Here is a 22,612-nt window from a genome sequence, read left to right as displayed (position 1 = left end):
CAATGAGTAATTATAGATAAAACCAGTAAATCGAGACCTAACTATAAAAGTAAAGTAGTGTCAATATATCATTATCTAGATATATAAAATCTAACACTCGACAATTAAATGGCATATTCTTCAGAATTACATCATAATCCCTAAGACTCTTCGATGATATACACTTCATATTTTAACGAAAGATTCACAGTGCCTCATAGTCAATGAAAATAAACAAATTTATACTTAATACACCAATAAATATCGACATAAGAATTGAGGAAGAAGTAAAACATGAAGTACCTTAGTTTTTTACAGACCACATTATCAGCAATTTTATTCTCTGTATTTTCTTATAATACAGCTTATGCTAATAATGGTCTAAAAATGCAGCTGATAACTAATAAGGTAGTCGACAATGCGCAAGGTCAAATAAATTATATACCTGTAAGAACCGCGACAGCTGGTACTATTATTCAGTATAAAGTAACTTATACCAATACCTTGGCCAAAGATATAAATGATTTGACTATTACCCTTCCAATCCCTACTAGCATGACATTCACTGGCGAAGCACATCCTATTAGTGCTCAAGCGAGTACAGATGGAAAAAACTATGCTGACATACCATTAATGCGCCTGGTCGATGCAAAAGTCATTAAGATTCCTTTTACTGAATACCGTTATCTTCAATGGAATATCAAAATTTTACCTGCAAAAAAGTCTGCTGATGTGTCGTTTAATACTATAGTTAAGTAAGTTTTCTAAAACAATCTTTGTACCGATACGACGATAGAAGGCGCTTACTTTAGATTGCGCTTCAAATTCGATGAAGACTTATTCAAACGCGAAGATTCGCGCAAAAATAAGCCGCTTGCCGCTCGTTCTACGCTATAATTTAGCCTCGTTATAATTTATCCTAGTTGTCGTAAGCCATGCTTACGGCATTTTTGTATTAACGAGGCGACGGTTTTTATTAAATGATAAATTAACCTATCTCTTTAAACACAAGCTTCTTAAACTTACTACCTTACTTTCAGGTTTATCTTATGCCTCATTCTGCCCTTCAAGCAGCCCCTTATAAAAAACCTCTATATGCTACGCTATCCACTATATTGCTTTTGTCTACCGTATCCTGTGTGTCAAATACAAGTCTTACGCCAAAAAACGCTACGCTAAATACCGCCAACTACTGTCTTAACAGCAAACATAATGAATCTCAAGCTCAGACAGCTGATGATAAAGCCCAAAGCGTACAACAGCGCGCCATGAAATGTATGCTGAACGAATTGCAAACTTATCAGCAAAAAAACATGAGCGTACGTCAACAGTATTTTGCTTACAAAGCTCAGGCTTGGCTGAACTATGCCACTGATAAAGACAGTATGAACAGTCGTTCAGACGCTGCTATGCAAGCTGCCCAAAAAGCAGAAAATATCTTGCAAGCGTTAAAAAATAATAAAGTTGAAGACCTTAAACTTATAGAGGACATTCCATCTACTTCTGCGCTCATGCGACCTGATCTATGGGCAACTTTAAATGCCCTTAAAGATAGTGGCGGTATCAATGATGCGCCACGCGCAATAGCCTTTAGTGAAGTGGCATTAATATGGGCAGCTACCGAACACTGTGAACGTGGCGCAGAATCATCAAACAGTCACTTTCGGATGGCAGACCGCTGGCTTGAGCAAGCACGCGAAGCTTTCGTTAACGCCCATAACTCAAGAACTAACGTTGCTTTAGAAGCGCTTATCGTGCGTTATTATGAAGAATACGCTCCTTTAGATTCAAGCGACAATACTTGTAACGGTCAAGTGCTAACAACGATTGATAAAAAGCAGGTGCACTGATAGCGCAATAAATTTTCAATAAATATTTATTAAAAACACGCAACAAAAAAGCCGACATCATGTCGGCTTTTTTACGTTTGTTATTTGGCTTAAAATTCTAGCCTAACTCAATGAAAATTAACGATTTTTACGCGGTAATTTTTCTGGCAAATAGCAGCGTAGATAAGCGATAGACGCGGTATTGGCTTCTTGCAAATACTTATCGGTAATACTCTGATGACGGCGATAAGAGACGGTAAAGATGGCATTAATGATACTAAAGGTAATCAATAATACATCTTGAATATCTTCAAACTTTGGCATCTCATAGCGCTCTGATAGGCGTTTATAGACCAATTGCACCACTTGATTGTCCATATGCTCACCATAACTATCCCCTTCAAAATCAGGCGTATTGGTATCATAAATCAATTTGGCTTTGGTTTGGTCTTCATCAAAGATTTTTACACAACGCTCAATCAGCGCGGTCAAATACGCTTGCCATCTATCATAATCAACCGTTTCAACAGTAGTCAACACTTCTAAGATATCGATGGCATTTAAAAAACGCAATGCTAAAAATATCGCTTCGATATTTGGAAAGAAATGATATGCAGAAGCTCTTGGAATACCTGCTTCTTCGCAGACAGCAGCTAAAGTGATATCGTTAATCGCTTGAGTTTCGCTCAATTTTTTCGCGCCCATCAATAGTTTTTGACGGCGTGCGCGGCCTTGCTGACTGGTAAATTTGAATTTATTAGGTACCAGCTTTTTTGCCAGCTCCGAATCTACCAGTACATCTTCAATTTTGTCGTCTTTATTTTCACTCATTATAAATCTCTTAATGTTACGCCCCATCTTTATAAATATAGTCTTCATCGGATAGCATCTGTCCTAAATCGAAGGACATTCTATCAACCGGTAATTTGGGTCAATAGCACCGCTACTATACTCAACGAAGAGGCATGATAAACGCTTGTACACAGTCAAGCAAGGGACATGAATAGGTTAAAAATAATTCACCAATCAACCAAGAAACGGGGTTAATTATGAAGTTTTATTTTCGCTCGTATAATACCATGATCGATGACTCTATCGGCATAATCCCACTTTAAGTGGTCATTAAAATAGTCAACTCGTTCAACCTGACCAAGCGAAAACTTACTATCAGGTAAAAACTCTTCAGAAACAAATAACTGATCAATAACTTCTGGCATACCCTGATAAATATGGGTGTAAGCAACATCTTTCATCCAACCATAACGGGCTTGGATACGAGCAGCATCAAACAATGCCACATCACGCATACTTTTATCGTAATTGACTTCACCAGTTTCAGTCATCAATTGGGTGGTCACGCTACCGGTGACATCATTCATATCACCTAATAAAATCAGTGGCTCTCGCGTATGATGTAAGCGCTCAATGATAGACATACGAATAGAGGCGGCTTCTGCAGCGCGCATACATAAGCTGCGCAGTTTGGCACGAACGCGAATATTCGGATCGTTCATATCCTCTAACAGATTGCCATTTTCATCACGTAAGAAAAAAGCACGTTTGCTTTTAAGATGGGCAGTAATAATCGTTATCGGCTGCCCATAAGCATTCACTCGTAATATGAGTGGTGGACGATTAAAACGCTCATAAGGTCCTATATCAGGAATATCGATGACCGCTTTTGGTTCTACGGCTTGCAACAACGTGCTCTCTAACTGCTCAAAGCGCGTAATAATACCGACGGCTGGTGTATTTTGCGCACCTTTACCTTGGGTATAAGGGCTTGCGCTGTCATTACTGGCCAGTGGAATCACCACATGCTCAGGTTTAAAACCTAACGATACCGCCAATGCTTCAAGCGCCTGACTATCCCACACTTCTTGTACGGCGATAATATCGGCATGGGCTTTTGCCAACAAATCAGTAATGCCGCGCAGCTTATGCTCGTATTCTTTATTGGTGTAAGCGGGCGCGTTCTCGTAATAAATTCGATTAGGATTGGCAAAATTCAGCAAATTGGCAGTTGCTATATAAAACTGCTTTGAATCATTACCTTCTGCATTATGAATCATAAATTACCTATTATTATTATTTTTGATAATTATGTTTTATCATTAAATATACTTATACATAACAATATTAAGTATATTCACACTTAACAATATACACTAAAAAAGCCTCCAAAGAAATCTTTGGAGGCTTTAAAGTAGCATAAAATAGGCTTATTTTGTCTGATAGCAGAGTAAAGTCTACAATCAGACTAATTCTAGTAATGAGAGAGTAAGCTTTTGTATTGTTTATTTACTTATATCGAATAAACGATTAATTAAGCTTAATAAAAGAGCACTCATCTGCCATTAATTGAATCACTAATACTTTTCGTTATTACTTTAATCATGATAGATTAAAAATATAACCGCTATTAAGACACACGGTTCCACGCGTCACGTGTTGCACGACGAGCTTCTTCCCACTCTAGACGCGACTCACCTTTAACTTCGTGCCATGAACGTTCTAAATCTGACTCGTGGTCTTCAAAACGGGCATCGGCTGGATAGCGAGCGCGGGTTGCGTAACCAACAGCGTACGCTGGATGTAAATCACGGTCAAACTCATGACCTTCGCGGTAATAATCAGCATTGGCATGTTCGGCACGCCAGTACGCTTCTTCACGAGTTGGGTCAATGGCTTCTGCTGCTGCATGACCCGCACCGCCACCAACGATAGCACCAATAGCGCCACCAATTAAGGTTCCTAATGGACCTGCCATTGTTCCAATAGCTGCACCTGCTGCTGCGCCGCCAATTCCACCAATACCTGTACCTATTGGGTGTGAGCCTGGCTCACCTGTGATTGGATCAGCATTCAGATCTTCTCTGCTCTCTTTTGACATATGCTTAACGGCATTACGATCAATAGCATCATGATCGTCGATGATATTGTCGTTTTCATGTCTAACAACTCTATTACCATTGATATCAACATCGTTGTCATTTAATCGACGTGCATTGTCATCAATGATGCGTTCTCTATCGCCGACTTCAAGATAGTCATCAGCGATTATACGGTTATTAGGGTCTGTAATGCGTCCATCGTTATTCATAATATTATCCTTAAATTATTTGTTATATATTAGAGTTATTCATTGCTAATGTACTAATCGCTTATTTTTAAACTATAAATCTAAGCGATAAATTTAACGTTTATTAATGACACAATTATGAATTAATAGAAATTAAATACGAGTAATTAGCGGTATGACTTAATCCATCTAAAGTATAGGAATTTATGGATACCAACAAATAGACAGGTTATGTAATTTATGTCCAAATTACGATTGCCTTGCGTTACAACCTGTATCTTTATCACGAATTTGCATGAATTTGTAGTTCAGCAGAGCGCTTTAAGTAACCTTTAACTGAGTTGTTACAGCGCTTAAATGCTTCATGTTAAACAATTACATTACTTTTAATGCTCTATCGATAGCTTGTTGCCATTTATTAAGATGCTGCTGACGAGTATCGGCGGACATTTCAGGCTCAAAGATACGGTCGACTTGCCATGACGCTTGCATCGTTGCTTCATCATATAAACCCGTTTTTAATCCGGCTAATAAAGCTGCACCTTTGGCAGTAATTTCTGTGTCTTTGGGGCGCAGTACAGGCACTCCCAATAAGTCAGCTTGAAATTGCATGAGTAAGTCATTATTAGCCGCGCCGCCATCGACTCTAAGCTCAGTCAGTGGATGAGGACTGTCTTTTTGCATGGCGATAAGGACATCATAAGTCTGATACGCTACCGCTTCCAATGCCGCGCGTGCGATATGAGCTTTGGTCGTACCGCGGCTCATACCGGTAATACTGGCACTGATATCGGAGCGCCAATAAGGAGCACCGAGCCCTGTAAATGCGGGTAATAAGACCACATCTTCACTGCTATCTACTTGCCGCGCTAGACTCTCAACTTCACCGCTTTGTTGAATCATACCAAGATTATCACGCAACCATTGCACGATAGCGCCGGCCATAAATACACTGCCTTCTAAGGCATAAGTGACTTCCTTTTTGGGCGGCTGTAACATACGTCTACCAGACTGAACGATTTGATCAAATGATAAATTGTCTGGACGAATTGGCGTTGATTTACGTTGCCAAGCGATGGTCGTTAGTAACTTATGCTCACTCAGTTTTGGCGTCTGACCGATATTCATCAGCATAAAACAGCCCGTGCCATAGGTATTTTTTGCCATGCCTGCATCAAGGCAGCCTTGCCCAAATAGCGCCGCTTGTTGGTCGCCCAATACCGCCTGAATAGGAATTTGTTTGGCAAATAGCCCTTTTTTGGTTTTACCAAAATCTCCATCAGATGGCAATACTGTAGGCAATATATTCATGGGTATGGCAAAACAGGTACAGAGCTCCTCTGACCATGCCAGTTTATGGATATCGTATAACAAGGTACGACAAGCATTAGTCACATCGATGACGTGCTCGCCACCCGTTAGTTTATAGATAAGCCAGCTGTCTATAGTGCCGACAGCAATCTCTCCTTTATTGGCGCGTACTCTTAATTTAGGGTCGTTTTCTAACAACCACGCGATTTTACTAGCGCTAAAATACGGGTCTAAGCGTAATCCTGTGATACGTTGTATCTCGCTTGCCATATCAACATGGTTATCATCAGTCTTACCACTCGCGCTTTCTGCAGCAAGCGTTTTACAATAACCTGCAGTACGGCGGTCTTGCCAAATAATAGCAGGCGCTAAAGGTTTGCCCGTTTGTTTATCCCACATCACGATAGACTCACGCTGATTGGTAATCGCAATGCTAGTGACATCAGTCGCAAGCAGCCCTGCCTGATTAATCACATCATGGGCACAGCTAATCTGTGTCTGCCAAATCTGCTGCGCATCTTGCTCGACAAAACCTGCTTGCGGTGTCTTTAATGTTGTCGGCTGTTGTACCATTTTAATCGGACGGGCATGGTCATCGTACAAAATCGCGCGACTCGATGTTGTGCCTTGATCTAGCGCTAAAATATATCCTGCCATTGCTCACATCCTATTTTAAATATAATATTGTTTTATTTGCTTTTAGCCGCTAATTTTTATCAGCTTTTATAACCATATATTTACTAAAAATACTTATTGCATAGATATGATTGCTATCAAAACTACTTTTTATCACCTAACCATAGATGTATCTATAAATAATGTTATCACTTATTCTTGAATGAGACACATAACATAAAAACAGCGGTTATTCAACGTGAAATAAACGAATAGTAAGCACTGACCCGTCGCCATTGTGGCACTACAGTGTACGCTTTGTTATTAATAACCAATTTTTACTTTCACTTAATAGTCTATAATATTGCCCTGCTTGAACGCGTTCTAAACACTTTGCATTCTAATTAATGGCTTATGTGACTTATGAAATTCGCTTTATCGACTCTGTCTACTGCTGTGATGACGGTTACGCTCATGAGCTTAGCCGCGTCTAACTCCGCAAACGCTAACGATGATACTATTACGTCACAAAATGAAGTAGCTCCAGTGGTCGTGACGCAAATTATTGATGCAGATAATCAAAGCGTCACTCAAAAAAGCAACCTGCAAAACAAAGCAGCGACAACAAAAACACAGACAGCTAAAGCTGAATTCAAAACTGGCTTAAGTACCCTTATCGACCCTATCACCCATAAAAGCATTGATAACAGCTATCCCTTAGAGGTATCTAGCCTGCTAAGTCTTGAGCAGGCGCAAAATATTTTATTGCAAGTTTCACCAAAAGTCGCCGCCAATCAAGCCGCAATTGCTGCCAGTGAATACGAGACAGACGCCCTAAAAACCATAGACAATCCATTGGTATTTGCGCGCGTTTCCGCCAATGCTTATAACTTGGATGCCGATGTTGATTTATCATCGATTAAAACTGGCATTATTAACGATGTAAATAGTAGCGTTGATAGTATTACGCCACCCATAGCAGATTTACCAGATTTTGGTGAATTGATCGGTGACCGTATCCCAGATACCTATGATTTAAAGCGCTCAGGTTCAACGACGGGTGCAGGTCTGGGTGTGGTATGGCCGATTTATACCGCTGGACGCACAGCAGCATTAACAGGTGCTTCCACTGCCCGAACCCAAGAAGCTGTAGCAGATAGCATACTGGATACAAACGAGCTTTATAACACCTTAATTGAGCGTTATTTTAAGGCACAATTGGCGATTATTGCTGCTTACTTACGCGAAGATGCTTATGATACGGTGCAGCAGGTTGACCATATGGCACAGCGCCTTTTTGAAGAAGGATTTATCTCACGTGTCGATCGCCTAGAAGCCCAGTCAGCACTTGCCGATGCAAAAAGCGAATCGGTCAATGCCAATAATGATGCGCGTCTTGCGATGATGGCGCTGCAGCGCCTCTTGCGTACCGATTACCGTATTAAACCGACCACGCCTCTATTTGTCTCTAGTCGTCCTTTACCCGATGTCAATTATTTTCAAGACTTGGCACTGAGTAATCACCCGGGTCTGCAAAAAGTCGCCGCTAAACGAGCACAAGCACAGCAGCTACACGCACTGTCAGACACAGGATACAAGCCTACTGTCATGCTTTATGGCTACGGACAACTCGAAAAAGACCCCAGTTGGATAGCTGGTATTTCAGCAAGTTGGAAACTTTGGGGCGGGCTTGATAAAACGGCTTCTCTAGCCTCTAGCAACGCCAAAATACGCCAAGCGGATTTGTCTGAGATTGAGGTCAGTGACAATCTTTTATTGTTGGTCGAAAAAAACTGGCATGATGTGAATAATGCCCAGTCACGGTATCAGGCATTGCAAAGTAATGTGGATTTGGCAGCAGAGGTATTACGCTTGCGTCGCCTTGGGCTACAAGAAGGCGTGAATACGCCTATTGATGTGGTACAAGCGCAGACGCAATCGCTCAAAGCTCGTACAGAACAGGCGCAAGCAGCGAATACTTATGTACAGTCTCTTGCCGCTCTGATGCAAAGCTGTGGTACGCCCCTTGCCTTTAATGCTTATCTTAACGCCGCTGATATTCGATTACCGACCTTGTATAGCAAATAACAGCTATGAAAAACAGCCTACCCAGTAAGACATATTAAATACTAAGATTAAGTGCCAAGATTAAATAACGCCAGAATTATTCTGCTTATTACCGACTTTATTGCTTTAGGAATCTCACTGTCATGACTGAATCTAATAACGAATCAGGCGACTCACGCAAATTAAATGCTTCAGACCAAACCGCTGAATCGAACCGCATTCATCATGAGCAAACGCCCGTTAATGCTATTGATGGCACTCAACCGACTGAACCTTTCGTCGATAACGTCGATAGCGCGGATATTGACCAAGAGCAAGCGGTGCCTCCTTATAAGCGCGAGCCTGCAAAAGCAAATAAATCTGCCATGATCAAAAAGGTAATTTTGGTGCTTTTTGTGCTGCTCATATTAGGGGCGATTGCTTATGGTTTATATAAAAGCAGTGCGCATAATGAGCCTGAAGTCATTACCCTACAAGGGCAGATGCAAATGCAAGAAACGTCTATCGCCGCAAAAGTGCCAGGACGTATCGCGCAAATCATGGTCACAGAAGGCGATGCGGTGACGGTCGGTCAGCAATTGATTGAGATGGACTCACCTGAGATTAACGCCAAAATCAATCAAGCTCGTGCTGGCAAACAAATGGCCCAAAGTCAGCTTGATAAAGCAGAAAATGGTGCCCGTCCACAAGAGATTGCCCAAGCAAAAGCAGCTTGGCAAGCCAATAAAGCGGCATCTGATTTGGCAGAAAACACTTATCAGCGGGTCAATCGTCTTTATGAAGAAGGACTGATGGCGCGGCAAAAACGTGATGAAGCGTACGCGCAGTATTTGGCCACCCAAGATCAAACAGAAGCGGCGCGCTTGCAGTATGACTTAGCAATGGAAGGCGCACGCAGTGAAGATAAATCTGCCGCCACTGCACAAGTTGCCCAAGTCGATGCACAATTAGAAGAAGCGTTGGTCGCAAAAGAAGAGGCTAATCTAAGAAGTCCGATTGCAGGTATCGTGGATAATGTCATCGTCAATGCTGGCGAAGTGATTGGTCAAGGTGTGCCGCTACTTACCTTGGTCAATACTAATAATCAGTGGGTGGTACTCAACGTCACTGAAACCTACTTAAACCAGTTTGCGATTGGTCAGCGCTTTATGGGTACGATTCCTGCTTTGTCATCGCCAGAAAAGCCTTATACCAAGCAGTTTACCGTTTATGCTACCTCTACATTATCTGACTTTGCTACTTGGCGTCCGACCAATAATAACGATGGTTTTGATGTGCGTACCTTTGAAATCAAAGCGCGACCATCAGCGCCTGATCGACGTATTCGCTCGGGTATGAGCGTGGTTGTCAATATCAATTCAGCCCTTGCTAATCAGAGTCAAGAGTAAACCATGCGCTTGACTAAGCAAAAGAAGCTAAGTGAGCAAAAGGGGTTGATTGGCGCTTTTGTACGCAGTGCTGGCTACGAGCGACGTTTTTTAGCCAAAAATCCTTGGGATTTGAGCATGGTGCTTTGGATACCGCTTGCGACCGTGCTATTGATTTGGTGGATATTTTCACAAATACAAATCACCGACTTGCCCATCGGCGTGATCGATAAAGATCACGGTCCTATTGCCAATACTGCCGTGCGTTATTTGGAAGCCAATCCGAATCTGACGGTCAAACATCTGTATTATTCGCCAGCAGCAGTAGAAGCAGCACTTTTACAACGTGATATTTATGCAGTAGTTATTATTCCAGAGGATTTCTCGCGCAATATCTCATCGAGTAAACCTGCGCCTATCGTGCTGCAAGTAAATGCCCAATACGGCACTCACTCTGGCATTATCCAAACCAGCGTGCAATCGGTGATTGGTACGCTATCGGCAGGCGTTGAGATACAGCGTTTGGTAAAACAAGGTATGGCACCATCACAAGCAGCGATTGCCTACTCGCCCATTAGTATTCAGCGTATTAGCTTATTTAATGCCGCAACGGATTATCAGCAGTTTTTAGCGTCAACGGTTATCCCGGCGCTGCTGCATATCTTAGCGATGGTAATCGGTGCTACGACCATTGGGCGCGAGCTACGCGATAAGCAAATCGGTCGTTGGTATGATTTTATTGAAAGCGGTTATCCTGACTTAAGCAGTATTGAAGCCAATATTGAAAACGACAAAATCCTAGCAGCTTCAACCCTTGCTGTAGACAATGATATCTCTGTTATAGATAATAAGCCTAGAAAAGCAAGTGTATTAGTTTTGCTCTCTGGTTTAATGGGTAAGTATTTTTGGCCAACACTCGCTTATAGCCTATGGTCAATTTTAGCGTTATGGCTTGCGACTCCGCATCAGGCCGTCGCTATTAGCTCCATTATTGCTACTTATATCGGTCTTGTCTTACTGATGATGTTGTCATTTTGGCTTGGCGCGATATTTACCCTAACTTCCTTTTCATTACGTATGGGCTTGTCATCAACCGGTTTTATCTCAGCACCTTCTTATGCCTTTGCTGGAGTTACGTTTCCTTATATCGCTATCAGTGACAGCGCCAAGCATTGGTCAGATGCGCTACCACTTACCCATTATCTTAAGCTACATATTGCCCAATTACAGATGCAAGCACCCGTTGTCATTTCACTACCAATAGTCTATGGACTGACGCTAGCAACCGTTATTGCTATGTTCTTAGCCGCATTATTGAGCAAACGCGCGCTCGCACATCCTGAACGCTGGGGAGCACGCTAATGTCTATATTACAGAAAGAGCCTGTCTCATCAAAAAACTCTACCTTACCAAAAGACAAGCTATCTAATGCGCCATCCGATTTAAAAGACGATTCATCACAAAGTTTTTTGCACAGTTTTGTGCAAACTATTAAAGACGTTTTTTCTGATAAAGGTGTACTGTTATTATTACTGATTGCGCCGATTATTTATGGCTTCTTTTATCCTTGGCCGTATTCAACAGAAGTGGTCAATCATGTGCCAGTCGGTATTATCGATAAAGACAATAGTAATCTGTCAAGAACCATCGTCCGATACGCCAGTGCCAGCCCGCAGTTAGATACCAAGCGTTTTTTAAATGAGCAGGATGCCACCGAGGCCATTTGGTCTGATGACATTGCCGGCTATATGATTATTCCAAGCGGGCTTGAGCAGCAAGTATTGTCTGGAAAAGCGGCAAGCGTCAGTGTATTGGGCAATGGTGGCTATTTCTTATTAAATAAAAACGTCCAAATGGGATTTTTGCAAGCAGTCAGTACCGTATCAGCAGGGGTTGAGATTAAAAAAAGTGTGGCGCAGGGAGCTTATTCTGCGACCGCAGCGGCAAGCACCCAAGCAGTGCCCTTAAAAATTATTCCCTTATATAACCAAACCGAAGGTTACGGCGCTTACGTGGTGCCAGCGGTCGCTATTCTTATTCTGCAGCAAACCCTTTTGATGTCTACAGCGATGTTAATTGGTACATGGTATGAACAACGTCGTCATGCTACCAGTATTCGCGGCTGGCTCGGACGTATTACAGCGCTCAGTATGTTCAGCTTTATCATCGGCTGCTTCTATTATGGCTGGACCTTTGAGCTGCATCATTATCCGCGCGGACAAAACATGCTCGGCAGCCTACTATTTCTACTGTTATTTTGTCCGACTGTGGCCACGCTGGGCTGCGTGTTTGGGCTATGGTTCCGCCAGCGTGAGCGCAGTATGCAAATCTTAATTTTCAGCTCACTACCGATGTTTTTTGTCAGTGGTTATCCATGGCCTGCCCATCAATTGCCAGAATTTTTACAAATTATACGCTGGTTAATACCGACGACGCCTGCGATTAATACCTCAGTCCAGCTCAATCAGATGGGTGCCAGTGTAGCGCAAGTCTCCACTGGCTTTTATGCACTGGCAGGATTGTGGCTATTTTACTTTATATTACTGCTGCTATTTCGCTGGCGTACGCCGCAAAGTGAAACCGGCTATTAAGGTAAATAAAGTCTCGTAACATTTACTCTATTAAAAAAATGCCATAAAAAAGCGCCTACTCATTGAGCAGGCGCTTTTTTATGTATCTTACGGTTTAAACACTAAAGAACTAAACGTTAAAAAACGCGATTTAAACCATTGAGGGCTGCCACACGATAAGCTTCTGCCATCGTTGGATAGTTAAAGGTCGTATTAACAAAATACTCAAGGGTATTATTACTCTTACACTTCATCACTGCTTGACCGATATGAATAATCTCTGACGCGTGATTGCCATAGCAATGAATGCCTAAAATCTCAAGCGTATCACGATGGAACAAAATCTTTAACACCCCTGAGCGTTCACCGATGATTTGCGCGCGTGCCAGATGTTTAAAGAATGCTTGCCCAACTTCATACGGTACTTTTTCATCGGTTAGCTCTTGTTCAGTTTTACCGATACAAGAGATTTCAGGAATGGTATAGATACCGGTTGGCACACTCGATACTGGTTCTGCATCACTATCGCCAACCATGAATGCCGCCGCACAGCGTCCTTGATCGTAGGCAGCAGAAGCCAATGATGGCCAGCCGATAACATCACCCGCCGCATAGATATTTTCAACACCAGTGCAATAGGTATCGTCAACTTTGAGCTGACCACGGCTATTGGCTTCAAGCCCGATAGCTTCTAGGTTCAAGCCTTCTGTATTACCTGAGCGCCCATTTGACCAAAGGATAGCATCTGATTTAATGCGTTTGCCGCTTTTTAGATGCAAGACCACATAATCATCATGCGTTTCAAGATGGTCAATCTCTTCATTACTGCGAATCAGCACGCCAAATTGTCTAAAGTCATGAGCGATGGCATCACTAATTTCGCTGTCGAGATAACTAAGCAATTGATTTTGGTTATTGATTAAGTCAACTTTATAGCCAAGACCAGTAAAGATAGAAGCGTACTCACAACCAATAACCCCTGCACCATAAATGATGATTTTTTTGACCACATAATCCATTTGCAAGATTTTATCAGAGTCAAAAACACGCGGATGGTTAAAGTCTAAAATATCAGGACGATAAGGACGGCTACCAACGGTGATAATGGCTTTATTAAAGGTAACGGTTTCAAAGACACCATCGTCTTTTTCGACATTTAAAGTATGCTCATCAAGAAAGCTTGCCCAGCCGTGAATCACATCAATGCGATTGCGCTCATAGAAACGCGTATGCGTAGTCACCTGATTGCGTATCACCTGACGCGCATTGGCCAATACACGGTTTAGCGGCACTTGCTGATATTCCATCGCTTTGGTGAACATAGGATCACGGCGAAAGTTAATCAAGTTAAAAACCGATTGACGCAATGCTTTACTTGGAATGGTACCGACATGGGTAGAGTTACCACCGACCTGTTCACGTGGGTCGATAACCGCTACTTTTTTACCCGACTTCGTCAGCTTCATCGCCGCCGCTTCACCAGCCGGCCCTGCGCCTAAAACGACAACGTCATACTCATATTTGTGTTTATCGCCTTTGATACGCTGCGAGTCTTTGGTAAAAGGGGTTTTAATATCAATACGAGTATCATCTAGCGGATTGACCAAATCAGGATGATGCATGATATCGTCAGTGACTTGCTCATGGGTTTGCTCAATTTTCGCTTTTTTAGTTTTACCCTCAGTATGCTCAGGGTTTGGCGCGCGGCCGCTCTCTTTATTAGACACTTCGGTTTGAGTGTCTTTACCAGTATCGTTGGTCGCGTCGCTTATAGGTTTGCTTCCCATCGTATCCTCTTTATTAATTTATGAATCTATTTATTTTTTAGGTCATCAATGTCTGCATGTCTACATACAGTCAAGTCATGGCGCTAAAGTGGGTCTACCATACGTTGTGATAGGATATTTTGCAATATTAGCTACAGTTACGTTATCACCGTAGCCATTATTCGTGATTGGTTACTATATTTAACCGATACGGCGCTTAAGACCGGTCATCTGCAAGATACGCGTGGCAATCTCTTCAACAGACATCTCTGATACATCAAGGCTTGGAATCCCTTGCGAGATATAAATCCCCTGTATCGCCCGCTGTTCTTGCTGACATTGCTGGTAACTAGAATAACGGCTGCCAGCACGACGTTCTTGACGGATTTTGACTAAGCGATCGGTGTCGATTAATAAGCCAAACAGCTTATGCTTATGCTCACGTAGGGCTTTGGGCAGGTTATTGTCGTTTAAATCTTCTTCGGTTAAGGGATAGTTTGCCGCCCGAATACCAAATTGTAATGCCAAATACAATGAAGTCGGCGTTTTTCCAGAACGCGAAACCCCGATAAGAATAATATCTGCCGCATGATAATGGCGAGTGCGCGCGCCATCGTCATTGTCTAAAGCAAAATGCACGGCATCGATACGTTCTTTATAAGTTTCAGAGTCAACATCATCATGGGCATGACCTGAATGTCCGTCCGGCTCAACACCAGTCTCTTCTGCTACCCGACCGATGAGACCTTCGTACATATCCAAATTACAGCTATGCGCTGAGTTGATTTTTTCGCGAATTTCAGGACTGACAATCGTATCAAACACCAATGGCAATAAACCATCTCGTTGATAAGCAGTGTTGATTTGTACAACAGCATCTTCGGCACGCTCTAAGCTATCGACATAAGGCAATACTCGAGTTTCAAAAGGGACAGAGGCAAACTGACTTAAAATAGCGCGTCCAAGGGTTTCGGCTGTAATCGCCGTACCATCAGAGATAAAAAAAGCGGTTCTGATATTTTGAGCGTTATCTACTTCTAATGCTTGTTTGTTTTGGATAGTAGGATTGGCTGGTTCGGGCGGATTGTTTACAAACATAACGTGCACACCTTAGTTAAAACCTCAATAATCGCTGTTGCTTAGCGCTGAAAAATCTTCAATCGACTCTTAATAGTCGTTTATAACAACTTATAATAAAAAATTCTTATAACAAATTCACCATGCTCATTAATAATTATTAGTTGTTAAGTAGCATGACCGCGTCCTAAACATATCTATGCGCTATATTATACGCATAATAGCGGTCTAATAGAAATCAATGTTACAGGCGTACACTTAGAAGCCTTTGTATAAAAATTAGCATAAAGACAAACCTCACTTTTAAATCAGTAATTCGATGGTCACCTATATATAGATATAGAAGCAAATTTTAAAACTGCTTTAAGCAAATTTTAGACGCTTTATAGGACATTAGCTGTTGTGAATAGATTAATAAGATCTGTCACATTTCCATTTTCAATATATTCTAAAAGACAAATATTTACTTCTTGGCTCCCAAATATGTAGCAATCCCCACAATTTGTATCTTTTTGACGAATTTTTTGGTTCTAGGTATCGAAATTATCCAAATATAGGGGTATAATCGACCATTATAATCTTTACTAAATAACCTTATTTTCTGGAGTTATCATGGCAGCGCAATCTACAGCACTTGTAATCAATCTTGATCAGCTAGGAAAAGATGACATTGATATGGTTGGCGGCAAGAATGCCTCGCTTGGCGAGATGATCAGCCATCTATCTGATTTGGGTGTCAGCGTTCCAGGTGGCTTTGCGACCACTTCAAATGCGTTCAATCGTTTTTTGACAGAAACAGGCTTATTGGACAAAATCAACAACGAGCTTAAAGCGCTTGACGTTAATGATGTCAACAAGCTTGCCGAAACGGGTAAAAAAATCCGTACTTGGATTATTGAGCAAGAGCTGCCAAGTGACCTTGAGCAAGAAGTGCGTCAGTCATTTGAAACCATGAGTGGCGGCGAAGACATCGCGGTTGCGGTACGTTCTTCTGCTACTGCTGAAGATTTGCCAGATGCTTCATTTGCTGGTCAGCAAGAAACTTTCTTGAACATTCGCGGCATTGATAACGTTCTGATTGCGATTAAAGAAGTATTTGCCTCTCTATATAACGACCGTGCTATCTCTTATCGTGTGCATAAAGGTTTTGAGCACGAAGGTGTTGCGCTATCTGCTGCCGTTCAGCGTATGGTACGTTCAGAAACTGGCGCTGCAGGCGTTATGTTCACGCTAGATACCGAAAGTGGTTTTGATCAAGTGGTCTTTATTACCTCAAGCTACGGTCTGGGTGAAATGGTCGTGCAAGGCGCGGTTAACCCAGATGAATTCTACGTATCAAAACAATTACTTGCTAACGGTAAACCTGCGATTATCCGTCGCAACCTAGGTAGCAAGCATAAGAAAATGATTTATGGTGATGAAGGTAGCACCACTAAATCAGTAAAAACTGTCGATGTTGAAAAACAAGACCGCATGCAGTTCTCTTTATCGACTGAAGAGCTGAATTCACTTGCTAAACAAGCGATGACTATTGAAAAGCATTACGGTCAAGCGATGGATATCGAGTGGGCAAAAGACGGCGATAGCGGTGAAATCTTTATCGTTCAAGCACGTCCAGAAACCGTTAAGAGCCGCCAAGACAGCAATGTCATGGAACGTTATATCATTAATACTGGTGATGCTAAAATCCTATGCGAAGGTCGTTCAATCGGTCAACGTATTGGTGCTGGTAAAGTACGTATCGTTAGCAACCTAAACGAGATGGACAAAGTACAAGACGGCGACGTATTGGTATCAGATATGACGGATCCGGATTGGGAACCAGTCATGAAGCGTGCTTCTGCTATTATCACCAACCGTGGTGGTCGTACCTGTCATGCTGCTATTATCGCTCGTGAGCTTGGTGTTCCAGCTATCGTTGGTTGTGGTAATGCCACTGAATTATTGGTTGATGGTCAAGACGTAACCGTTTCTTGTGCCGAAGGTGATACTGGCTTTATTTATGAAGGTCAGATTGATTTTGAAGTACAAACCAACTCTGTTGAATCTATGCCAGAGCTTGCGTTCAAAGTAATGATGAACGTTGGTAACCCAGATCGCGCCTTCTCATTTACCCAAATGCCAAACGAAGGTATTGGTCTTGCGCGTCTTGAGTTTATTATTAACCGTATGATTGGTGTGCATCCAAAAGCCTTACTGAACATGAATAGCTTACCACGTGAAATCGCCCAAGCTATCAATGAGCGTATCGCCGGTTATGCGTCACCAGTTGATTTCTATGTTGATAAATTGGTCGAAGGCATCTCAACCCTAGCTGTTGCCTTTATGGATCAGCCAGTGATCGTTCGTATGTCTGATTTTAAATCAAACGAATACGCTAACTTGCTTGGCGGTAAATTATACGAGCCATCAGAAGAAAACCCAATGCTTGGTTTCCGTGGTGCTAGCCGCTACGTTTCTGATAACTTCCGTGACTGTTTCGAGCTTGAGTGTAAAGCATTGAAACGCGTACGTGATGAGATGGGTCTGACTAACGTCGAGATTATGATTCCATTCGTACGTACTGTTGGCGAAGCCAAAGAAGTCATCGAGTTGCTAGCGAAAAATGGTTTAAAACGTGGCGAAAATGGTCTACGCGTTATCATGATGTGTGAGCTACCAACTAACGCCTTATTAGCAGATGAGTTCCTAGAGCACTTCGATGGTTTCTCAATCGGTTCAAACGATTTGACCCAGTTAACACTTGGTCTAGACCGTGACTCAGGTATCGTATCACATCTCTTTGATGAGCGTGATCCTGCGGTTAAGAAGCTATTATCTATGGCGATTGAGGCTTGTAATAAAGCTGGCAAATACATTGGCATTTGTGGTCAAGGCCCATCAGATCATCCAGATCTTGCTTACTGGCTCATGGAACAAGGTATCGACTCAGTATCATTAAACCCTGACTCAGTGTTAGATACTTGGTTCTTCTTAGCGGGTGAAGAAGCGAAGTAAGCCGTAACGTTCAGTCACAGCGTTAATTCACATCGTCATGTAAAATATAATCATTAGGGTCTGTTTGATTTTTTCAAATAGACCCTAATATAATGTATTACCAAAAGTGACTTAAAAGTAGCTTTGAAGACAGTTTATTGCAGATGGTTTTTTAAATTTTTAAAGATAGATTTTTAAAAACATCTCCTTAAAGACTGCTCTTTAGAAGCAGCTACTCATAAAAAGTGACTTGAGATATGACTAACTATGTAGGCAATTATGCAGATTTTCCTTGCTCGAAATAACGTACAAGCCGGTCCATACACTTTGGATCAGCTCAATATCATGCTCACCTCTGGCGAAGTCGTATTAGATGATTTGATATGGCATGAAGGCTTAGATCAGTGGCAGCGTGTCGGTAACTTAACCAACAATCAGACTTACTACCGTCCTATTCCTATAGCGACGACAGATAATAACGATTCTATTATTAATAATGTCACTATCTTTCCAGAAGATTCTGCTAGCGGCACTAATCAAGACGACAAAGCCGTATCGCTAGACAGATTATATGGTAAGCCTGAACGTCCAGCAGAAAATGCTAAAAACAGCAAAGTGGACATGACAACCAATCGTCAATACAAGCCAAATAATAATGTGTCATTGAACAAGTCTGGCACCAAAAAGATTTCCGACAACGATAAAGTCGTAGGTAATGTTGTGCTTGCGCCTATTATGTCGCGAGTATTAGCGACGGCACTTAATGCTTTACTATATGTATTAGCGATTTTTCCGCTAGTCATGGCATTAACCAAAATGGATGTGGATTATACCAAGTTTCAAAATATCCAAGATATGGACGTCGCTTATCAGTACTCAATGACGCTGATGGAAAGTATTCCAAGCAGCACCTTGATGATGTCACAAGTGATGGTATTTGGTTTGTTTGCACTGCAACTGGTGTTTATTACCTTACGTGGGCAATCACTCGGTAAGCTGATTACCGGTATTCGCGTCGTCGATCAAACAACGCATCGCCTGCCGTCTTTTATCAAGCTTATCGGCATGCGTACCCTGCTATTGTTCATTATTTATAACTTGTTGTTTTCGTTTACCAGCTTTTTAGGGTTTGTGGTCATTATTGTTCATTACTATATGGCATCAAAGAGTCATGAAAATATCGGTTGGCATGACAAACTTGCTAAAACCTTAGTGGTAAAAGCAGATAGCAGCCAATTGATTAAACAGCCAAAAGTAAAATAATTAACTTAATAATTAATTTATAGCCTTGTTATAAACAAATTATTATAAATATCATAAAGTTATATTAAAAAGTGGCGTTTAGGCGCTGCTTTTTTATTAGTAGAGCAGTATTTGCTGCTTTTATTGTTTATTGACAGCTGCTTAGTGATTAACCTTTGTGTTAAGCACTGACTACTGTTATAATACGGCGCTTTATAAACTAAGCTTATCCCCTATTGTTTTTATAGAATTCGATAAAATTTGGGCTTACCTTATAAATCTCCTTGCTATTAACATAGGGTTAATAGCTACTAATCCGTAAGGAGTCATAATGCGACATTACGAACTGGTGTTACTTGTACACCCAGACCAAAGCGACCAAGTGGTCGGCATGGTTGAACGCTATATCAAGTTAGTTCAAGACAACGGCGGTGCAATCCATCGTCTAGAAGATTGGGGCCGCCGTCAACTGGCTTACCCAATCAACAAGATTCACAAAGCTCATTACGTTCTTTTCAACATTGAAACTGACGGTGAGACTTTAGCTGAACTTGAAGAATTATTCCGTTATAACGACGCGATCATTCGTAGTCTAGTTATGCGCCGTGACGATGCTGTCACTGAAGAGTCGCAGTTAGCCAAGAATGCCGATGAAAAACGCGCACGCAAAGCAACTACTCGTCGTCCTGACAGTCGTGAAAACGACAGTGACGACAACGACCACAGTGAAGACTAATTAAAGGAGAATACTCATGGCACGTTTCTATCGCCGTCGCAAATTCTGCCGTTTCACTGCTGAAGGCATCACTCACATCGATTATAAAGATGTTGAATTGCTAAAACAGTATATCAGTGATAATGGTAAAATCGTACCAAGCCGCATTACCGGTACGTCTACTAAGTATCAGCGTCAACTAGCGACTGCTATCAAGCAAGCTCGTTATTTATCGCTACTTCCATACACTGATAACCATCAGGGTTAACCGTTAACTTTAACTAGGAATGACTCATGCAAATTATTTTGTTACAGCGTATCGTCAACCTTGGTAAACTCGGTGAAACTGTCGATGTGAAACCAGGTTACGGACGTAACTTTCTTATCCCTTTGGGTAAAGCACTACCTGCTACTGCAGCTAACATTGAAAAGTTCGAAGCACGTCGTGCTGAGCTTGAAGCTGAAGAAGCAAAAGAAGTAGCTGTCGCTCAAGAACGTGCTGACGCATTAACTGACGTTAATGTTATCATGCGCGCTAAATCAGGTGACGAAGGCAAGCTATTCGGCTCTATCGGTACTCGCGATATCGCTGAAGCATTGACTAACTCAGGTCTAGAAGTTGACCGTGCTGAAATCAAGCTACCTGAAGGCACTTTACGTCAAGTTGGCGAATATAATGTTGATATTCAGCTACACCACGACGTTACTGCTAGCATTTTAGTAACCATTCTTTCAGAAGATGGCGACAACCAAGATTCAGCAGAAGAAGTTGAAGACGAGAACGAAGATTATTCTGAAGAGTAATATTTAGTACGAGTCTAAAGAAAAGCCAGTAACGTCATGTTGCTGGCTTTTTTGTTTGGCAAATTATTTAGTATTGATAAGGCATTTCGGATTTATACGTTGTTTATAATAAAATTTACAATAGTATATAAGAGCGATACTTGGTAATAAAACACCTGTACAACTTATACTTAATAATAAATTACTGCTTATAAAGTCATCTTTAATAGCATTAGCCCAGTTGCTATCCTATATTCGTATATTTATATGCTTATGAAAAAAATGGGATAATATGATAAATACTGATGACAAATTAATATGTATTAAGGGTAACGCGTTTTACTCAAAAGGCGAGATATATACTGTTGGTAGAATTGTTAATAATAAATACTTTCAAGTGCTGACGGGTAATAACAATGATCACTGGTACGCGACTTTAGATGACGAAGGTATCTATATTAGTTTTGATTCTATGAGCCCTAAAGACAATAAAGCTTGGTTTGATAAGATCGCTTAAGAGATTTTTATTGAGGCATTTATAAAAACCACCTATTTAAGAAAGATATGTGTTTAGAAGAGCTTGTTATTGAAAAACTATGTTATTGAAAAAAATTATCCAAAAAACTGGCCATTATGAATGGTCAGTTTTTTTTCGGATAAAAATCTAGTTGACGATATTCTAAGTAATTTACAGGTCGCGGCCATTTAGCGGCTATCTTTGGCACCTCTTGCCCAGCGACTATTATACTGGCAGCATTTATCCAGCCTGCATGGCCGACGACCAATATTCGTTTATGACTGCTATTTTGCCTAGCAATCTCATTTAACCAGTTCTCCACACGCTCAAATAACTGCTGTAAACTTTCGCCGCCCTTGGGTGCAAATTCAGCAAAGTTATTACACCAGTTATCAATCTCTTGTTTGGGTATTTGTACCCAAGGCTGACCATCCCAATTACCAAAATCAATCTCTGCAAGCTCAGGGGCGACATAATATTGAAAGCCGTGCTGCGCCAGTATCTGACCGACTTTTAATGAGCGCTGTAGCGGGCTGACCCAAATTACTTTTGGTAATTGATGTAGACGGACAAAGCGTTGTATTTTATTAGCAAGGCGTTTAAGTTTGCGTTTATCGACACTAACATCAGTCTGTCCGATGCAAAACCCATTAGCTGCAATTGGCTTTGGATGGCGCCAAATATGAAATATCATTTGCTGTTAGTATCCTATTTTG

At 41.5% G+C, this 22,612-nt stretch carries 19 protein-coding genes; 12 read left to right on the top strand and 7 right to left on the bottom strand.

The window, feature by feature from the left end:
• The first annotated feature begins 273 nt into the window (after window positions 1-273).
• Both FHS24_RS00335 and FHS24_RS00330 read left to right on the top strand, forming a co-directional pair.
• A complete protein-coding gene (locus FHS24_RS00335; RefSeq protein ID WP_183617710.1) occupies window positions 274-738 on the top strand; it encodes a hypothetical protein in 465 nt (154 codons plus the stop codon).
• A gap of 380 nt (window positions 739-1,118) precedes the next feature.
• Complete coding sequence (locus FHS24_RS00330) at window positions 1,119-1,829, top strand: hypothetical protein (protein WP_227671761.1); 711 nt, start codon at window positions 1,119-1,121, stop codon at window positions 1,827-1,829.
• 117 nt (window positions 1,830-1,946) lie between these two features.
• Here the strand turns inward: FHS24_RS00330 and FHS24_RS00325 are convergent, their stop codons facing one another.
• The 4 genes from FHS24_RS00325 to glpK all read right to left on the bottom strand — a co-directional run bounded on the left by FHS24_RS00325 (window position 1,947) and on the right by glpK (window position 6,858).
• A complete protein-coding gene (locus FHS24_RS00325) occupies window positions 1,947-2,639 on the bottom strand; it encodes a TetR/AcrR family transcriptional regulator (RefSeq protein WP_183617708.1) in 693 nt (230 codons plus the stop codon).
• 212 nt (window positions 2,640-2,851) lie between these two features.
• Window positions 2,852-3,880 carry an endonuclease/exonuclease/phosphatase family protein gene (locus FHS24_RS00320; RefSeq protein WP_183617707.1) on the bottom strand — a complete coding sequence of 343 codons (1,029 nt, stop codon included), beginning with the start codon at window positions 3,878-3,880 and terminating at the stop codon, window positions 2,852-2,854.
• Window positions 3,881-4,230: 350 nt separating this feature from the next.
• Window positions 4,231-4,701 carry a hypothetical protein gene (locus FHS24_RS00315; RefSeq protein ID WP_227671775.1) on the bottom strand — a complete coding sequence of 157 codons (471 nt, stop codon included), beginning with the start codon at window positions 4,699-4,701 and terminating at the stop codon, window positions 4,231-4,233.
• 564 nt (window positions 4,702-5,265) lie between these two features.
• The gene (glpK, locus tag FHS24_RS00310; RefSeq protein WP_183617704.1) at window positions 5,266-6,858 is read right to left on the bottom strand and encodes a glycerol kinase GlpK; all 1,593 of its coding nucleotides are present in this window, start codon (window positions 6,856-6,858) and stop codon (window positions 5,266-5,268) included.
• Between the two features lie 381 nt (window positions 6,859-7,239).
• On the opposite strand from glpK, the gene FHS24_RS00305 reads away from it, so the two are divergent.
• From FHS24_RS00305 to FHS24_RS00290, 4 genes are all read left to right on the top strand, one after another.
• On the top strand, window positions 7,240-8,904 hold the full coding sequence (locus tag FHS24_RS00305) for a TolC family protein (RefSeq protein WP_183617702.1): 1,665 nt from the start codon (window positions 7,240-7,242) through the stop codon (window positions 8,902-8,904).
• A 122-nt stretch (window positions 8,905-9,026) separates the two neighbouring features.
• On the top strand, window positions 9,027-10,271 hold the full coding sequence (locus FHS24_RS00300) for an HlyD family secretion protein (protein WP_183617701.1): 1,245 nt from the start codon (window positions 9,027-9,029) through the stop codon (window positions 10,269-10,271).
• Window positions 10,272-10,274: 3 nt separating this feature from the next.
• Entirely contained in the window at window positions 10,275-11,612 is a 1,338-nt protein-coding gene (locus FHS24_RS00295) for an ABC transporter permease (protein ID WP_183617699.1), read from the top strand.
• Window positions 11,612-12,841 carry an ABC transporter permease gene (locus FHS24_RS00290; RefSeq protein WP_183617697.1) on the top strand — a complete coding sequence of 410 codons (1,230 nt, stop codon included), beginning with the start codon at window positions 11,612-11,614 and terminating at the stop codon, window positions 12,839-12,841. The genes FHS24_RS00295 and FHS24_RS00290 overlap by 1 nt, the downstream gene beginning before the upstream one ends.
• A 116-nt stretch (window positions 12,842-12,957) precedes the next feature.
• Here FHS24_RS00290 and sthA read toward each other — a convergent pair whose 3' ends face one another.
• Entirely contained in the window at window positions 12,958-14,607 is a 1,650-nt protein-coding gene (gene sthA, locus FHS24_RS00285) for a Si-specific NAD(P)(+) transhydrogenase (RefSeq protein WP_183617696.1), read from the bottom strand.
• A 180-nt stretch (window positions 14,608-14,787) separates the two neighbouring features.
• On the bottom strand, window positions 14,788-15,684 hold the full coding sequence (gene ppsR / locus FHS24_RS00280) for a posphoenolpyruvate synthetase regulatory kinase/phosphorylase PpsR (RefSeq protein WP_221184993.1): 897 nt from the start codon (window positions 15,682-15,684) through the stop codon (window positions 14,788-14,790).
• A gap of 591 nt (window positions 15,685-16,275) precedes the next feature.
• On the opposite strand from ppsR, the gene ppsA reads away from it, so the two are divergent.
• The 6 genes from ppsA (at window position 16,276) to FHS24_RS00250 (ending at window position 21,896) form a co-directional block, all read left to right on the top strand.
• Window positions 16,276-18,660, top strand: coding sequence for a phosphoenolpyruvate synthase (gene ppsA, locus FHS24_RS00275; protein WP_183617695.1), 2,385 nt, complete (start codon window positions 16,276-16,278; stop codon window positions 18,658-18,660).
• Window positions 18,661-18,918: 258 nt separating this feature from the next.
• Complete coding sequence (locus FHS24_RS00270) at window positions 18,919-19,902, top strand: RDD family protein (RefSeq protein WP_227671760.1); 984 nt, start codon at window positions 18,919-18,921, stop codon at window positions 19,900-19,902.
• 310 nt (window positions 19,903-20,212) lie between these two features.
• A complete protein-coding gene (rpsF, locus tag FHS24_RS00265; RefSeq protein ID WP_149489873.1) occupies window positions 20,213-20,617 on the top strand; it encodes a 30S ribosomal protein S6 in 405 nt (134 codons plus the stop codon).
• A gap of 16 nt (window positions 20,618-20,633) precedes the next feature.
• The gene (gene rpsR / locus FHS24_RS00260; protein ID WP_010198808.1) at window positions 20,634-20,864 is read left to right on the top strand and encodes a 30S ribosomal protein S18; all 231 of its coding nucleotides are present in this window, start codon (window positions 20,634-20,636) and stop codon (window positions 20,862-20,864) included.
• A 26-nt stretch (window positions 20,865-20,890) separates the two neighbouring features.
• Window positions 20,891-21,400: a 50S ribosomal protein L9 gene (rplI, locus tag FHS24_RS00255; RefSeq protein ID WP_183617694.1), complete on the top strand. Its 510-nt coding sequence runs from the start codon at window positions 20,891-20,893 to the stop codon at window positions 21,398-21,400.
• A gap of 271 nt (window positions 21,401-21,671) precedes the next feature.
• Window positions 21,672-21,896: a hypothetical protein gene (locus FHS24_RS00250; RefSeq protein ID WP_183617693.1), complete on the top strand. Its 225-nt coding sequence runs from the start codon at window positions 21,672-21,674 to the stop codon at window positions 21,894-21,896.
• Between the two features lie 124 nt (window positions 21,897-22,020).
• Here the strand turns inward: FHS24_RS00250 and FHS24_RS00245 are convergent, their stop codons facing one another.
• Entirely contained in the window at window positions 22,021-22,590 is a 570-nt protein-coding gene (locus FHS24_RS00245) for a histidine phosphatase family protein (protein WP_183617692.1), read from the bottom strand.
• Between the last annotated feature and the right edge of the window lie 22 nt (window positions 22,591-22,612).

This window comes from Psychrobacter luti (assembly GCF_014192115.1).
Lineage (GTDB): Bacteria > Pseudomonadota > Gammaproteobacteria > Pseudomonadales > Moraxellaceae > Psychrobacter > Psychrobacter luti.
Note: the sequence above shows the minus strand (reverse complement) of the source record. Positions and strands in the feature narration are given on the sequence as shown.